The following is a 16,505-nucleotide window of genomic DNA, read 5'->3' as shown; positions in this document are numbered from 1 at the left end:
GCCCTCATTTTTTTCACCTATTCTATATTTAAATAGTGAAATATAGTGAAAAAGTGTTAAAACAATGAAGGAAATACAGACCATAGAGATAGATGTTAATTTCCTATATAATGGAATTAAAGAGAAAAGGAGTGTGGATATGGGTAAAAAAGTAGGGATTATCATAGGTGTACTTGTTTTATTATTAGCAGCAGCAGGCGGCATTTATTATTACATGACAAATACACCAAAGAACAAATATTTATTAAGTGAAAAGCAATCAATGGAAACATGGGGTAGCTATTTCGATGAACGTTTCAAAAATGAGGTAGCACTTCAAGATGAAATGGTTAATGAATCATACCGTGGATCGGTTAAATTGAGTGCAGAAGTTTCAGACTCATTACTATCATCACTTGGTGTTCCGGCATCAATGGTCGAATCAACAAATCTTGTATTTAACGCAGGTCATGACGAAAAGAATCAACAATCAGAATTATCATTTGTACCAACTTTTGCGGGTACAGAAATAGATAAATTTGAGTGGACAGCTGACAAAGATGCACAGTACATTGCAGCACCATTATTCAATGATAAATTAATGGTTAAAAATGCTGATATGAAAAAAGTATATGAACGCATTGCAGGCGAGCCAGCACCAGAGGATTTCGATCCGAGCATGCTGAACTTAAATGAATTAATGGCATCAAATATGACGCAAGAAGAAGCGGAAGAAATGCAATACCGTTATTTAAAAGTCGTAATGGATTCTTTAGAAGATGAGCAGTTTGAAAAAGGAAAAGAAACGACAGATGTATTCGGTAAAAAAGAAGAGCTAAATACAGTAACGATGACATTAGAAGATGCAGATATTAAACGTGTCTTAAAAAATGTTGGCGCTGAGCTGAAGAAAGATGAAAAAATCAAAAAAATGTTTGGTTCATCTATCACAAGCGTAACAACAAAATCATACGAGGAATCAATTGATGATTTACTGAAGGACATCGATGATGAGAAATTTGGTAAAATTGTTGCGAAAAACTTCCTAGACGGTAAAACAATCGTAAAACGTGATATCAATTGGTCAGGTGCAGATGGCAAAGAAGACAACAACATGCTATTTACGATGACAGAAAAAGTGGACGATGATGTACAAGTAGTAGCAGAGCTTAAAAGTAGTGACCAAGCGGTTGAAAGCTTCCGTTTAGAAGGTACATCAAAAGGTAAAGGCACAGTAAAAGATGATTACACAGTGACATCAATTACTGAAGGCGAAGAGTTTGCCATTAACATGAAAAACGACGAAAAATTAGATGGTAATAAACGTACGAATAATATCGACTTTACGATTACAGATCAAACAGGTGAAACGTACAACGCAAAATATGAAGGTACGCTTGATTCAGATGTGAAGAATAATAAACAAACATCAAAAGGGACAATTAGCTTTGATGTGGACGGCGAACCAATTAAAATTAATATTGATACAACAACAAATGTAAAAGAAAAATTAAATGTGAAAGCAGACGGCGCTGTTGATTTAAATACATTATCAGATGCTGAACTACAAGAACTTCAAGATTCAATTGAAACGAATATGGAGATGCTATTTAGTCAGTTTGGCGCTTAATCATTTGAATAAATAAGAAGAAGGGTGGTGCTTTTATGAAGATACTGAAAGCGTACCACTCTTTTTTATTGCAAAAGTGGTACATCATTCCGTATTTAGTGTTTGCCTGTTTTATTATACTTGCGACGATTGTCGGCATTCAAAAACAGTCAGCTGAGTCAACGATTCATATTGGCGTCGTAGATAACGATGAAACAGCAGAGACACGTATGATTTTAAAATCCATACAACAAGGTGATGGCTTCGCGAATGGCTTTCACTTAAAGGAATACGATGAAAAGGCAGCAGAGCAAGGCGTGCGCGATAAAAAAATTAATGGCTATATCATTTTGAAAGAAGGCATGACTAAGGCATTTTATAAAAATGGTTCATTGCCCATTGAGGTCGTGACATACGATGATCGCTCGCTGCAAGGACTTCTTATTAATCAACTGACTTTATCTGTATATGACCGCTTGATGGTCTCAGAGGCAGGAATTTTGACGTATGGTCATTTTTACCGCGATGCCTCGAATGATGAAATTATTGCGATGATGATGGATTTATTAGCGAATGGCTTAAATCGTGGCGCAATTTTTGATGCCCATCAAATAGAAACGATTCCGTTTGCCGATTACTATGTCGTATCGGCGTATGTACTCGTATTGCTAGGCTTCTTTTTAGCACTGCTCACAATTTTCCAGATGAATATGCCAAGAGCAATGCGCGACCGGCTAAAAATGTATCCATTTGCAAAGGAAAAACTTTTACTTGCGCGCTATGCACTCGCAACGGTTTATACACTTGCGTTTGCGTTTATTAGTATATTTGCGCTGTATCACTTCGTACAGCCCGCATTTGAAACGTATAATCTATCGTATTTAGTGATCACAATTAGTAGCCTTGTCGTCTTAATGGCATTCGTGTATGTCGTCATTGACTTATTGTGTGCAAACCGTTTAGCGGGCATCGTGAAAATAATTGTGACGCTATTCATTATGCTCGGCTCAGGTGCGATTATTCCGACGATATACTTCCAGCGCACATGGCTATATTACAACCCATTTGCGCCATTATTTGATGCGCTGTTGCAGTTGTTTATGAACAATTATGTTATCGATTACGCGTTGTCGATTTGGCTTAGTATCGGTATATTACTCGTGCTACTGCTTGTAATCATTGGAAGGAGGGGGCGCGCATGAAGTCTTTCTTTCAATTGATTGTTGTTAAAAACTGGCGCACTTATGCGATTTTATTCGCGGCCTTTCTTGTATTAGGAGGCGTTCTAAAACTGCTGATTGCAGAGCAAAATCGTCTCATTGAATTACCCGTTGCTGTGCAAAATTTTGACGATAGTGAATCGTCAAAACAATTGATGACAGCATTAAAAAAACAGCCACGCTTCCACGTCACAAATTTATCAACAGAGGAGCGCTATCCTGAGGATGAAGTAGCGAAGCAGCGTGCTGTTGCGGTTGTGATCATTCCAGATGACTATGAAAAACGCTTAGCAGCAAGACAGACAAGCGGCGTATTAACGCTTTATGTACAACATAATATGGTTGGCGATATTGTAACAGAAACAATTAGTAAAACCGCTTATAAACAGCAGCTACCATATATCGTCGCACAGCATTTAAAAGTTAAAAACATCGCGCTTGAAGATGTTTTCGCAAAATATAAAAAGGTGGAGCCAAAGGGGCAATTAACGATGCGTTCATTAGTCGACTCATCGCCGCAGTCACTTGGCTTAGCAGCTGTCATTATTGTGATGCTGCTTGTTGGTGTCGCACAAATTGGTCTTAATCGCGCACTTTGCCAGCCACAAGCATTGGCGAGGGTGCGTATTTATGAGACGAATTATCGCAAGTTTTATATGGTGTATGTCGCGGCGCATAGCTTCGTATTAGTTGTCGGAGCACTTGGTCTGATGATGCTGATTGGCCTATCGGTATCTGCTACAGCCATTTTCGTATTACTTGCGGCCGCCGTTGTTTTTGAAATTGGCGTCGCATTGCTACTGACGCATGTGCGCACATGGAGTCATCAATTATTTATGGCACTTATTTTCGCGATGACGCTTGCTGTTATTATCATCTTGCTACAGTTAGGAGGGGTGGCATGATTACGCTACAAAATGTCACGAAACATTACCGAAAAAAAGCCGTATATGAAAAGTGTTCACTTGAAATTCCGACGGCTGGTATGACACTTTTTATTGGCCAAAATGGTATCGGGAAATCCACGCTACTTAAAATGATTGCAGGTATTGAAAAGCCTGACGCTGGCACCATTTTATATGATGGTGTGCAGTGGAGTGCGAATGAACGAAAAAAACGTATTGGCTATGTGCCGCAGGAAATTGCGTTGTGGGAGCATATGACCGTCGATGAAAATCTGGCGTTCTTTAAAGGTCTATTGAAAGAAACGATTGATGATGAATTAATCGCGTATTATTTAAAAAAGCTCTCGATAGAGCAGGAGCGCAAAACCGTCGTAAAAAAATTGTCCGGTGGTACGCAGCGTAAGGTGAATTTAATTATTGGGTTACTCGCAAAGCCAACGATTTTAATTTTAGATGAGCCGACTGTAGGCATTGATTTAAAATCACGTACCGAAATTCAGCATGTACTACATGAATTATCAGCGACGTGTACGGTACTGTTAACGACGCACTTACTAGATGAAATCGAAGCGTTCACAGATAATATTGTGCTGATCGGCGAGGATACGTTTTACCGTGATATGCTAGAAGAAAAAAATATCGCGTATACGAAGTTGTAAAATACGTGTAAAAAGAAACGCTCCTATGAGCATAAGAAAAACCGGAATCGCGCGGTGGCGCGGTTCCGGTTTTTCATTGCGAACGTTAAAAAAGCAACATGATGTATTTTGTCCCAGCCTCTTTTAAATGAAAGATTTTGCTAAGAAGCGTGTTTTGGCTACAACTTACTTAAAAATATGTGCCATTCGCGCAAATAATTAGGCATTTTCGCTAAAAAGCAGAGATGTTTACGAAAAACCTGTCATTTATTCAAAAGATGCAGCCTGAAAAAGTGCCGAAAATCGCTCTGAATCACCAAAAAAGGGTCGATTCGGGCGCTCCGAGGGGCAGTTTCAACACAGCACGACCGAGAAAAATCGATATTTCAAGAAAATCGGCTGTCATTTATTCACTACTAGTAAAAAGGAGAATGGCAACCACTTTTTGAACCCGAAAAAGCGCATTTTGGGACAAAAACGCCCGGTTTTTATCCCTTTTAAGGGAGCCTTTTATTAAAAAAGCATCTGTCAACGCGCAAAAAAATAGGAAAAATCATGTTGCTTTTTTGTCATAGGATAGCCGCTGCGCAAATATATACAAAAACAACGTGCTCTTTGACCTGTACGTGTCGCTTAGTTAAAAATATGTCGTAGCCAAAACACGCTTCTTGAGGGAATGAACGATTTTTCATTGCACATAAAAAAAACCGCACAGAGGCGGCTCGGTACATTATTCTTCGTCATTAAATAGCATGTCGTCATAGTGCACCTTAATGGCTTCGTAAAGATAAAGCGCTGCTAAAAGATGCGGCACAACGATGCGTTCGCCGATATCATTTGGAATTAATCCTTGTTTCATTTTTAGTGACACGTACACATACGCAAGGTCCGCCATTTTTCCAGCGTCTGCTTCCTTTTCACTTGTAATGACCGCGAATGGAATAAATTGATCGTATAACGTTTGAGCAAGTGTAAGTGCTTCTTCGTCATTAGCATGGCGCGTCACGATAAGTACACGGTCCATATCTGTGATAGCAGCATCGTCTGTCCAAGGCGTCATTTTCGCAAATGGCTCCTCGGCATGTGCCGCATTATATTCAAGTGCTTTCATCTCACCAAAGCAGGCAAAATATACCTTGCCATCTGTAATGCCTGCTTGTGCAAGTAGGCGCGCAGCCTCCTCAATCGTTTCCTCCTGGTCAGAAGCAATACGTTGTAATAAGCCCGTTAATTGTGTTGTTAACATTTTTAACATTTTTTTCACCTCATGATGCTCATTATAAGGATTTTTTTAAACAGTTGTAAAGGGAAGATATGATACTATGAAGGAAAGGGAGAGGGAAGCTATGAAAAAAATTTTAATCGTCGATGACCAACCTGGGATTCGCATTGTGCTACAAGAAGTATTAAAAAATGAAGGCTACGAAATTCAAACAGCAGGCAGTGGGCTAGAAGCAATTGAATTAATCAAAAATGAAGATTTTGATGCGCTACTTACGGATATGAAATTACCTGGAATGAATGGTGTAGAAATTCTTCAGCATGCGGCTGATTTGAACAAAAAATTCGTCATCATGATGATGACAGCATATGGCGAGCAAGAGCTTGTAGATCAGGCGAAAAGCCTTGGTGCAGCTCATTTTTTCAAGAAGCCATTTGAAATTATCGAAGTGCGCGAAACAATTAATGAATTGTTAAAAGATAACGACTTAAAGTAGTAAATTGTGTCACTTTTTGATATGATTGTACTGTTTAAGAATAATAAATAAATTATGCTTGATTTCATGAGGAGGATTCATATTATGGCTTTGGTTTCTATGAAAGAAATGCTAGAAAAAGCAAAAGAGGGTAAATACGCGGTAGGACAATTCAACATTAACAATCTTGAATATGTCCAAGCGATTCTACAAGCTGCAGAAGAAGAAAAATCTCCAGTAATCCTAGGTGTATCTGAGGGTGCGGGTAAATATATGGGCGGCTTTATTTCTGTCGTGTATATGGTAAAAGGCTTAATCGAAAGCTACAAAATTACCGTACCAGTAGCGATTCACCTTGATCACGGTTCAAGCTTCGAAAAATGTAAAGAAGCAGTTGATGCTGGTTTCACATCAGTAATGATTGATGCTTCACATCACCCATTCGAAGAAAACATCGAAATTACTTCTAAAGTTGTTGAATACGCGCATGCACATGGCGTATCTGTAGAAGCGGAACTTGGTACAGTAGGTGGCGACGAAGATGGCGTTATCGGCGGTATCATGTACGCGGATCCTGAAGAATGCCGTAAAATGGTTGAAGCTACAGCAATCGATTGCTTAGCTCCAGCATTAGGTTCAGTTCATGGTCCTTACCATGGTGAGCCAAACTTAGGCTTCAAAGAAATGAAAGAAATCTCTGAATTAGCTGATTTACCATTAGTTTTACATGGTGGTTCTGGTATTCCATTAAAAGACATCCAAAAAGCGATTTCTTTAGGTACTGCTAAAATTAACGTAAACACTGAAAACCAAATTGCACAAACAGCAGCAATTCGTGAAGTGTTAGAAAACGACAAAAAAGTTTACGATCCACGTAAATATATGGGTCCTGGCCGTGAAGCAATTAAAGCAACAGTTATCGGCAAAATCCGTGACTTTGGTAGTAATCAACAAGCATAATCACATATAATTTGGCAACTAGCCATCGTTTTATAAATTAGGGGGAACAATCCACAATGAAATTTTTCATCGATACAGCAAACTTTGACGAAATCAAAGAAGCTTATGCATGGGGTATCCTTTCAGGTGTTACAACAAACCCATCATTAGTAGCAAAAGAAAAAAACATCTCTTTCCACGACCGTTTAAAAGAAATCGCTGAATTAGTTGACGGTTCAGTATCTGGCGAAGTTATTTCTTTAGATGCAGAAGGTATGATTAAAGAAGGCTTAGAACTTTCTAAAATCCACCCGAACATCACTGTAAAACTTCCAATGACTGAAGCTGGTCTTACAGCTTGTGCCGCTTTAACAAAAGAAGGCATTAAAACAAACGTTACATTAATCTTCTCAGCGAACCAAGCATTAATGGCTGCTCGTGCTGGTGCAACTTACGTATCACCATTTATCGGCCGTCTTGATGATATTGGTATCGATGGTGTTGAATTAATTCGTGAAATCGCTGAAATCTTCGCGATTCATGAAATCGATTCACAAATCATTGCTGCATCAATCCGTCACCCTCAACACGTGACACAAGCAGCTCTTGCAGGTGCACATATTGCAACAACACCTTACAAAGTATTAAAACAATTATTTAAACACCCACTTACTGACAAAGGAATCGACGGATTCATGAAAGATTGGGCTAACAAAGACAAATAATTTGTTCCAATAATTTATAACAATTTAGTCCTGAAGCTGCGCGCTTGTTTGCGTGTGGTTTCGGGACAAATTTGTATTTAAGGAGATTTTGACTTCTATGGACGTATTTAAAGTAAATGGTGGCAACCGTTTAAAAGGAACGATTAAAGTGAGCGGTGCCAAAAATAGTGCAGTAGCTTTAATTCCGGCTACAATTTTAGCAGATTCAAAAGTGACGATTGAGGGCCTACCAGAGATTTTAGACGTGTGGACTTTAAAATCGTTACTAGAAGAAATTGGCGGTGAAGTGACATTTGAGGACGGCGATATGACCGTCGATCCAACGAAGATGATCGATATGCCGCTTCCAAATGGCAATGTAAAAAAACTACGTGCCTCATATTATTTAATGGGTGCAATGCTTGGCCGCTTTAAACAGGCTGTCATTGGTTTACCGGGTGGTTGCTATCTTGGACCACGCCCGATTGACCAGCACATTAAAGGCTTCGAGGCACTTGGTGCGACCGTGACAAATGAGCATGGCGCGATTTATTTACGTGCTGAAAAATTAACGGGTGCAAAAATTTATTTGGACGTTTCAAGTGTCGGTGCAACGATTAATATTATGCTCGCAGCAGTTCTTGCAGAAGGACAAACAATCATTGAAAATGCGGCAAAAGAGCCTGAAATCATTGATGTTGCGACACTGCTTACAAGCATGGGTGCGCGTATTAAAGGCGCTGGGACAAATGTCATTCGTATTGACGGTGTGGAAAGCTTACATGGTACGACCCATACGATTATTCCAGACCGTATTGAAGCAGGTACATACATGCTACTGGCTGCGGCGATTGGCGATGGGGTTGTCATTGATAATGTCATTCCAATGCACGTCGATTCATTGACGGCAAAAATGCGTGAAATGGGCATTGAAGTAATTGAAGACGAGGAAAGCATTACGATTCCGAAAGTCGAACAGATGAAGGCTGTCGATATTAAGACACTTGTGTATCCTGGATTCCCAACAGACCTTCAGCAGCCATTTGCGGCACTTTTAACGCAGGCGAACGGGATGGCGGTCATTACGGATACGATTTATTCTGCGCGCTTTAAACACATTGCAGAGCTCAATCGTATGGGGGCAACAGGCAAAGTTGAAGGGCGTACATCAATTATTACGGGTCCAACTGAGCTAACGGGTGCTACAGTTACTGCTACAGATTTGCGTGCAGGTGCGGCACTTGTTATTGCAGGCTTAATTGCACATGGTGAAACAATTATTCATGATATTTATCATATTGAGCGCGGATATAGTCATATTGTAGAGAAATTAACCGCTATTGGAGCAGATATTCGTAAAGTCGAAATCAAAGACTGATGAAATATTTTTTCATTTGCTAACATTGTGAAAAAACACATAAATTGTATATAAACTGTGCTACAATAGATTTGGTTTTTAAACCACAACCACTCGGTATAGAGTGGCAAACGGGAGGAACAGTAAAACATGAAACGTAGTTTATCAATGGAAGTAGTACGTGTAACAGAAGCAGCAGCAATCGCATCAGCTCGATGGATGGGTCGCGGTCTTAAAATGGAAGCGGATGACGCAGCAACAACTGCAATGCGCCAAGTATTCGACTCAATTCCTATGGACGCAACTGTTGTAATCGGTGAAGGCGAAATGGACGAAGCGCCAATGCTTTACATCGGTGAAAAATTGGGTTCTGATAAAAACGGTCCACAAGTGGATATCGCAGTTGACCCTCTTGAAGGCACAAACATCGTTGCTGCAGGTAGCGGGAATGCTTTAACAGTATTAGCAATTGCAGACCGTGGTAACTTACTTCATGCACCTGACATGTACATGGAAAAAATCGCAGTTGGTCCTGAAGCAGCGGGCATGGTTAGCATCGATGCTTCTGTGACAGACAACTTAAAAGCAGTAGCTAAAGCGAAAAACAAAAATGTAGAGGACGTTGTAGCAACTTTATTAAAACGCGAACGTCACCAAGGTATCGTCGATGAAATTCGTGCAGCAGGTGCTCGCATTAAATTCATCAACGATGGCGACGTAGCAGCAGCTATCAACACTGCATTTGATGAAACTGGCGTGGATATTATGTTCGGTACTGGTGGAGCTCCAGAAGGCGTTATCGCAGCTGTAGCACTTAAATGCTTAGGCGGCGACTTCCAAGGTCGTTTAGTACCGTCTAATGACGAAGAAGTAGCTCGTTGCGAAAAAATGGGTATCGCAGTAAACACTGTGTTAAACATGGATGACCTTGTAAAAGGTGATGACGCAATCTTCGCAGCAACGGGTGTTACAGATGGCGAACTTTTAAAAGGTGTTCAATTTAAAGGTGGTCACTGTACAACTGAATCAGTTGTTATGCGTGCTAAATCAGGAACTGTTCGCTTCGTAGAAGGACGTCACCGTTTAGATAAAAAACCAGATCTTTACATCAAAGACTAATTTAATTTTATATACGATAACAAAGAGGTTGCCTGTATGGGCGACCTCTTTTTTTGCATGCAAAGATAAGTTTCTTTTTCGGTGTGTAAATCGTATAATAGGGAAGTATATGTACAACTAAAATTTACCAAAACTATACACATTTCGATAAAGAAAAATTCAATGTAAGAGTGGTGTACTCAAGATGGCTAATTTAACAATGTCACAGCTTGAAAATATGACGCTAAAAGAGCTTTATGCGCTTGCACGCGAATATAAAGTGTCATACTATAGCAAGCTCACAAAAAAAGAATTAATTGTCGCGATTTTAAAAGTGCGCGCAGAACGCGAAGGCTATTTCTATATGGATGGCGTGTTAGAAATCATTCAACAAGAAGGCTTCGGCTTTTTGCGTCCCATTAATTATTCGCCTAGCTCGGAGGATATTTATATTTCCGCTTCACAAATTCGTCGCTTCAGCCTACGTAACGGTGACAAGGTGGCAGGGAAAGTACGTCCACCGAAAGAAAACGAACGTTACTACGGCTTACTACATGTAGATGCGGTGAACGGAGAGGACCCTGAAACAGCGAAAGAACGTGTGCATTTCCCCGCACTCACACCGCTATACCCAGAGCGTCAAATTAAGCTTGAAACAACAAAAAATAAATTATCAACGCGCATTATGGACTTAGTGGCACCTGTTGGTTTTGGTCAACGTGGCTTAATTGTTGCACCGCCAAAAGCAGGGAAAACATCTTTATTAAAAGAAATTGCGAACGCCATTACAGAATTGCATCCGGAATCGGAGTTAATCGTCTTATTAATTGATGAGCGTCCAGAAGAAGTAACCGATATTGAGCGTTCTGTAAATGCAGACGTCGTATCGTCGACATTTGATGAGCTACCAGAGAATCACGTGAAAGTAGCCGAGCTTGTGCTTGAACGTGCGATGCGTCTTGTCGAGCATAAACGTGACGTCATTATTTTAATGGATTCGATTACGCGTTTAGCGCGAGCATACAATTTGACTGTGCCACCAAGTGGTCGTACACTGTCAGGAGGTATTGACCCGGCAGCATTCCACCGTCCGAAACGTTTCTTCGGTGCGGCGCGTAATATCGAAGAGGGCGGTAGCTTAACGATTTTAGCGACTGCACTTGTTGATACAGGTTCGCGCATGGATGAGGTCATCTATGAGGAATTTAAAGGTACGGGGAATATGGAGCTTCATTTAGATCGTTCATTAGCAGAGCGTCGTATATTCCCAGCGATTGATATTCGTCGCTCAGGAACACGTAAAGAAGAACTACTTCTTGAAAAAGACCAGCTTGATAAATTATGGGCGATTCGTAAAACGTTTTCAGATTCATCCGATTTCACAGAGAAGTTTTTACGAAAACTACGCTCAACAAAATCGAATGTGGAGTTTTTCGAATCACTGAACAATAAATCAAAAGAGCAACGAAATGGTCGCGGCTTAATTTAGAAAAGAAATAATCATTGCATTGACTAAAGAAATTTGTTATCATATTTTCATAATGCAAATATTGTGTGTTGCATATACGGCGTTTCAATGGGTCGTGTAAGGCAACCGTATATACTAACTCTGTTCCAGATGGTTCAGGGCGAGAGGAGAACATTAACTATGAAACAAGGTATCCACCCAGATTTCAAACAAGCAACTGTAACATGCTCATGCGGTAACTCTTTCACTGTAGGTTCAGTAAAAGAAACTATTAACGTCGAATTCTGTAACGAATGTCACCCATTCTACACAGGTCGTCAAAAATTCGCATCTGCTGACGGTCGTGTTGATCGCTTCAACAAAAAATACAACCTTAAATAATTTTTATTTAAGTAGAAAATATGCCTGCTATGCACATGTTGCGTAGCAGGTATTTTTCTTGCCTGCGATACGAAAATCGTGTAGTATAAATTCCGTTATTACTTAAAGATTTTCGTTCGTACATAACAAATAATTATTAAAAAAAGAGCAGTACGTGAGCTCTTTTTTGTTATGATAGAGAGTAGATATTTTTAGAAGGGAGCCTATACACCATGTACGTTATGTCTCAAAATGGCTGGGTTGAAGTAATTTGCGGCAGTATGTTCTCTGGAAAATCGGAAGAACTGATCCGCCGTGTGCGCCGCGCCCAATTCGCAAAACAAAAGATTGCGGTATTCAAACCGAAGATTGACAATCGCTACAGCGAGGAAGCGGTCGTAAGTCACAACGGTACGACAGTTATTGCACATCCAATCGAAAAAACAGAGGAAATGTGGTCTTATATTGATGATGAGTACGATTTAATCGCCATCGATGAAGCACAATTTTTCGGAGAAGATATTATCGAAACGGTTCAAAAACTTGCAGATCACGGCTTCCGTGTTATCTTAGCTGGTTTAGACCAAGACTTTAAAGGGGTTCCATTTGGGCCAATGCCATTCTTAATGGCGATTGCGGAGCAAGTAACGAAACTACAAGCAGTATGTAGTGTTTGTGGGTCACCTGCAAGCCGTACACAGCGCTTAATTAATGGTGAGCCTGCGAAAGCAGATGATCCCGTTATTTTAGTAGGTGCTTCAGAAGCCTACGAGCCACGTTGTCGTCATCATCACTATGTACCAACCGGTGCAACGCAATTAGATGAAGTAAAATAATGACCTAAAAAGACGCTTTCGTAGTAAAATGAAGAAAGTGCAATTTTTGAAAAGAGTAGCATGTGTTACTCTTTTTCTTTATACTAATTGAGGAAGTAATTTAACTTTAATGAAAAATAAATAATAGATAGAACAGAAAGGAATAGGTGAAAGTATATGTTTGATCGCCTACAAGCAGTAGAAGACCGTTATGAACGTTTAAACGAGCTTCTTAGTGACCCAGATATCGTATCTGATTCAAAAAAATTAGCCCAATTTTCAAAGGAACAATCGGATATTCAAGAAACCGTAACTGTTTATCGTGAATATAAATCAATTAAAGAACAAATCCAAGATGCGAAAGATTTAATTGATATGGAAGATGATCCTGAAATGAAGGAAATGGCACAAGAGGAATTAAAAGAACTTGAAGTGCAAATTCCTGATTTAGAAGAAAAAATGAAAATTTTATTAATTCCAAAGGACCCGAATGATGGTAAAAACATTATCATGGAAATTCGTGGTGCAGCGGGTGGCGACGAGGCGGCTTTATTCGCAAACTCACTATTCCGTATGTACAGCAAATATGCTGAAACACAAGGTTGGAGAACAGAAATCGTTTCTGCTAACCCTACTGAGCTTGGTGGTTATAAAGAAATCGTTATTATGATTTCAGGTAGCGATGTTTACTCTAAATTAAAATACGAAAGTGGCGCACACCGCGTACAACGTGTTCCGGAAACAGAATCACAAGGTCGCGTGCACACATCTACAGCAACGGTTGTTGTAATGCCAGAAGCTGCTGAAGTTGAACTTGATTTACAAGATAAAGATATCCGCGTTGATATTTATCATGCATCAGGTGCCGGTGGTCAGCACGTCAACAAAACGGCATCAGCTGTTCGTATGACACATATTCCAACAGGCGTTGTTGTTGCAATGCAAGATGAGCGTTCACAACTTAAAAACCGTGAAAAAGCGATGAAAATCCTTCGCGCACGTGTTTACGATAAATTACAACAAGAAGAACAATCAAAATACGATGCAGAACGTAAATCAGCTGTTGGTACAGGTGATCGTTCAGAACGTATCCGTACGTACAACTATCCACAAAACCGCGTAACGGATCACCGTATCGGATTAACAATCCAAAAATTAGACCAAATTATTGACGGTAAACTAGATGACGTTATCGATGCATTAATTATGGAAGAACAAGCTAAAAAATTGGATGCTCTAAATGAACAACGATTCTAAGCGAGTTTTTGAGGCCCTTGATTGGGCTTCTTCTATTTTAGAGGAAGCAAATTGTGAGACGCGTGTCGGTCAGCTGCTGATGCAGTATGTGTTGGATGTGGATTATACGCATTTAGTGATGGCGATGCAAGATGAGGTAGCGGCGGCTGACCTGCAAAAATTTGAAGAGGCTGTGCATACACATATTGGTGGTATGCCTGTACAGTACATTACACATCATGAGGAATTTTACGGTCGTTCATTTTATGTCGATGAAAATGTCTTAATTCCACGTCCGGAAACGGAGGAGCTTGTTCATTATTCATTGCAGCGTATGCGTAAATTATTTGGTCATGATGATATTCAGGTGGCAGATATCGGCACAGGCAGTGGTGCGATTGCGATTTCAATGAAGAAAGAATGTGCGAAGCTTCATGTGACAGCAACGGATATTTCAGCGGCAGCACTAGCGGTAGCAAAGCGTAACGCTGAGGCACTAGAGGCGGATATTCAGTTTCTAGAAGGGGATTTAACGGCGCCGATTGCACATCAAAAATGGGATGTCGTATTGTCGAATCCACCTTATATCGCACAGTCAGAAGTGGCTGTCATGGATGATTCCGTCATTAAGCATGAGCCACATACTGCATTATTTGCAGAGGAAGATGGATTGATTTTATATCGTAAGCTAGCAGAGAATCTACCAGCACTGATGAATCGACCTGGACTAATTGGCGTTGAGATTGGCTATCTACAAGGGAATGCAGTAGCCGGCTTCTTCCGTCAGCATGTTGAACATGCAAAAGTCGAAGTTGTGAAAGATATGTTTGGGCAGGACCGTATGGTATTTTGCGAATTAACTAAGTAAGTGAGGAATCAACAACATGGAAACGAAACGAGTAATCGTAGATGGCGTAACAGAAGACCCTGCTTTTGACGAAGCAGTGGCGTTATTAAAAGCAGGCGAGGTTGTCGCATTTCCAACCGAGACCGTGTATGGCCTTGGTGGTATTGCGACGAATGATGCGGCCGTAACCGCAATTTATGCTGCGAAGGGTCGTCCGTCGGATAATCCGCTAATCGTGCATATTGGCGCCTTTGACCAACTGGAGCGTTATGTTGATAACATTTCAGAAAAGGCGAAAAAATGTATGGATGCATTTTGGCCGGGTCCATTAACGGTCATTTGTCATGTGAAGCCTGGTGCGCTATCTGAAAAAGTAACAGCTGGTCTTGATACAGTAGGCATTCGTATGCCAAATCATCCTGTTGCCTTACGATTATTACGACAATTGGATGAACCAGTGGCTGCGCCAAGTGCCAACACAAGTGGGAAACCAAGTCCGACCGAGGGCGTTCATGTTGAGGAAGACTTAACAGGTCGTATTCCACTGATTTTAGATGGCGGTGCGACAGGCATTGGTGTGGAATCAACGGTTATCGATTTAACACTCGATACCCCAACGATTTTACGTCCGGGCGGTATTACGAAAGAAATGTTCGAAGCGGTCATTGGCCCAGTCAATGAGCCAACGCATATCGAGCAAAAAGCCGGTGCCCCAAAAGCGCCAGGTATGAAATATACACATTACGCGCCAGATGCACCTGTGCTTTTAATCGATAACGATGAAGTAGAAGTAAAAGAGGCACTAGCAGCGCTTCATGCGGACGGCAAAAAGGTAGCACTTCTTGCACCCGACCATTTTGGAAAACTTGAAGCGGATTGGTTCTTCACATTCGGTGATGGGACACATGAGCAGATGGCGGCCCATTTATATGATGCACTGCGCGCGTGTAATGCGACCAATGCCGATGTCGTTTTGGCGACGGTAACGGATAAAAATGATATGGGTTCAGCGATTATGAACCGTCTTGAAAAATCAGCAGGCGGTCATTGGTACGAAGGCTAATCCTTAGAATAGAAAAAGAGAGGTTTTGACAGTTGCCATTTCATATGCCTACTGTTAAGGCCTCTTTTTTGTGATTTTTGACTTAAAATAGCTTATAATCAATGTAATTAGAACGATGAAAGAAAGGTGGAGAAGACAATGAATATTTATTTCATTTGTACGGGAAACACATGTCGAAGTCCGATGGCTGCCGCGATTTTAGCAGCCAAAAAATTAGAAGGTGTTGAAGTAAAATCAGCAGGAATTTACGCAATGCCAGGAGGTGTGATGTCTACAGGTACGACACAAGTACTACAAGAGGAAAATATGTGGATGCCACACACAACATCAGCCGTTACGCCAGATGATTTAGCATGGGCCGATTTAATTTTAACGATGACCGTATCACATAAAAATGGTCTTCTTCAAGCATATCCTCATGTAGCAGATAAAACGTTCTCACTGAAGGAATATGCGCTAGACCAAGACGGGGATGTAAGTGATCCTTACGGTGGTTCGACCGCAATTTATCGTGAAACATTTAAAGAGTTATCAAAGCTGATTGATGTGATCGTAGAAAAATGGCATTAG

The 16,505-nt window shown here is 40.6% G+C and carries 17 protein-coding genes; 16 read left to right on the top strand and 1 reads right to left on the bottom strand.

What is annotated here, in order from left to right:
* Positions 1-139: 139 nt before the first annotated feature.
* The 4 genes from QI30_RS12255 to QI30_RS12240 are packed head-to-tail and all read left to right on the top strand — an operon-like array spanning position 140 to position 4,372.
* Positions 140-1,609 (top strand): DUF6583 family protein, encoded by a 1,470-nt coding sequence (locus QI30_RS12255; RefSeq protein WP_126990943.1) that lies wholly within the window; start codon positions 140-142, stop codon positions 1,607-1,609.
* Between the two features lie 35 nt (positions 1,610-1,644).
* Positions 1,645-2,790, top strand: a complete 1,146-nt coding sequence (locus tag QI30_RS12250; protein WP_126990942.1) for an ABC transporter permease — start codon at positions 1,645-1,647, stop codon at positions 2,788-2,790.
* Positions 2,787-3,713, top strand: coding sequence for a hypothetical protein (locus QI30_RS12245; RefSeq protein WP_126990941.1), 927 nt, complete (start codon positions 2,787-2,789; stop codon positions 3,711-3,713). The genes QI30_RS12250 and QI30_RS12245 overlap by 4 nt, the downstream gene beginning before the upstream one ends.
* Entirely contained in the window at positions 3,710-4,372 is a 663-nt protein-coding gene (locus QI30_RS12240) for an ABC transporter ATP-binding protein (protein ID WP_126990940.1), read from the top strand. The genes QI30_RS12245 and QI30_RS12240 overlap by 4 nt, the downstream gene beginning before the upstream one ends.
* A gap of 709 nt (positions 4,373-5,081) precedes the next feature.
* On the opposite strand, the gene QI30_RS12235 is transcribed toward QI30_RS12240, so the two are convergent.
* Complete coding sequence (locus QI30_RS12235) at positions 5,082-5,606, bottom strand: DUF2529 family protein (protein WP_126990939.1); 525 nt, start codon at positions 5,604-5,606, stop codon at positions 5,082-5,084.
* A gap of 91 nt (positions 5,607-5,697) precedes the next feature.
* Between QI30_RS12235 and QI30_RS12230 the strand changes: the two genes are divergently transcribed.
* From QI30_RS12230 to QI30_RS12175, 12 genes are all read left to right on the top strand, one after another.
* The gene (locus QI30_RS12230) at positions 5,698-6,069 is read left to right on the top strand and encodes a response regulator (RefSeq protein ID WP_020189082.1); all 372 of its coding nucleotides are present in this window, start codon (positions 5,698-5,700) and stop codon (positions 6,067-6,069) included.
* Positions 6,070-6,153: 84 nt separating this feature from the next.
* A complete protein-coding gene (fba, locus tag QI30_RS12225) occupies positions 6,154-7,008 on the top strand; it encodes a class II fructose-1,6-bisphosphate aldolase (protein WP_020189083.1) in 855 nt (284 codons plus the stop codon).
* Between the two features lie 56 nt (positions 7,009-7,064).
* A complete protein-coding gene (gene fsa, locus QI30_RS12220; RefSeq protein WP_020189084.1) occupies positions 7,065-7,712 on the top strand; it encodes a fructose-6-phosphate aldolase in 648 nt (215 codons plus the stop codon).
* A 97-nt stretch (positions 7,713-7,809) separates the two neighbouring features.
* The gene (locus tag QI30_RS12215; protein ID WP_020189085.1) at positions 7,810-9,069 is read left to right on the top strand and encodes a UDP-N-acetylglucosamine 1-carboxyvinyltransferase; all 1,260 of its coding nucleotides are present in this window, start codon (positions 7,810-7,812) and stop codon (positions 9,067-9,069) included.
* Positions 9,070-9,198: 129 nt separating this feature from the next.
* Positions 9,199-10,167 carry a class II fructose-bisphosphatase gene (gene glpX, locus QI30_RS12210; RefSeq protein WP_020189086.1) on the top strand — a complete coding sequence of 323 codons (969 nt, stop codon included), beginning with the start codon at positions 9,199-9,201 and terminating at the stop codon, positions 10,165-10,167.
* Positions 10,168-10,351: 184 nt separating this feature from the next.
* Entirely contained in the window at positions 10,352-11,635 is a 1,284-nt protein-coding gene (gene rho, locus QI30_RS12205; RefSeq protein WP_020189087.1) for a transcription termination factor Rho, read from the top strand.
* A gap of 159 nt (positions 11,636-11,794) precedes the next feature.
* A complete protein-coding gene (rpmE, locus tag QI30_RS12200) occupies positions 11,795-11,995 on the top strand; it encodes a 50S ribosomal protein L31 (RefSeq protein ID WP_020189088.1) in 201 nt (66 codons plus the stop codon).
* Positions 11,996-12,207: 212 nt separating this feature from the next.
* On the top strand, positions 12,208-12,810 hold the full coding sequence (locus QI30_RS12195; protein ID WP_020189089.1) for a thymidine kinase: 603 nt from the start codon (positions 12,208-12,210) through the stop codon (positions 12,808-12,810).
* A gap of 156 nt (positions 12,811-12,966) precedes the next feature.
* Positions 12,967-14,046, top strand: coding sequence for a peptide chain release factor 1 (gene prfA, locus QI30_RS12190; protein ID WP_020189090.1), 1,080 nt, complete (start codon positions 12,967-12,969; stop codon positions 14,044-14,046).
* Entirely contained in the window at positions 14,030-14,893 is an 864-nt protein-coding gene (gene prmC, locus QI30_RS12185; RefSeq protein ID WP_126990938.1) for a peptide chain release factor N(5)-glutamine methyltransferase, read from the top strand. Before prfA ends, prmC begins: the two co-directional genes overlap by 17 nt.
* Positions 14,894-14,909: 16 nt before the next feature.
* Complete coding sequence (locus QI30_RS12180; protein ID WP_126990937.1) at positions 14,910-15,935, top strand: L-threonylcarbamoyladenylate synthase; 1,026 nt, start codon at positions 14,910-14,912, stop codon at positions 15,933-15,935.
* A gap of 138 nt (positions 15,936-16,073) precedes the next feature.
* Complete coding sequence (locus QI30_RS12175; protein WP_020189093.1) at positions 16,074-16,505, top strand: low molecular weight protein arginine phosphatase; 432 nt, start codon at positions 16,074-16,076, stop codon at positions 16,503-16,505.

The sequence above is a fragment of the Candidatus Kurthia intestinigallinarum genome, from assembly GCF_003991225.1.
GTDB lineage: Bacteria > Bacillota > Bacilli > Bacillales_A > Planococcaceae > Kurthia > Kurthia populi.
Note: the sequence above shows the minus strand (reverse complement) of the source record. Positions and strands in the feature narration are given on the sequence as shown.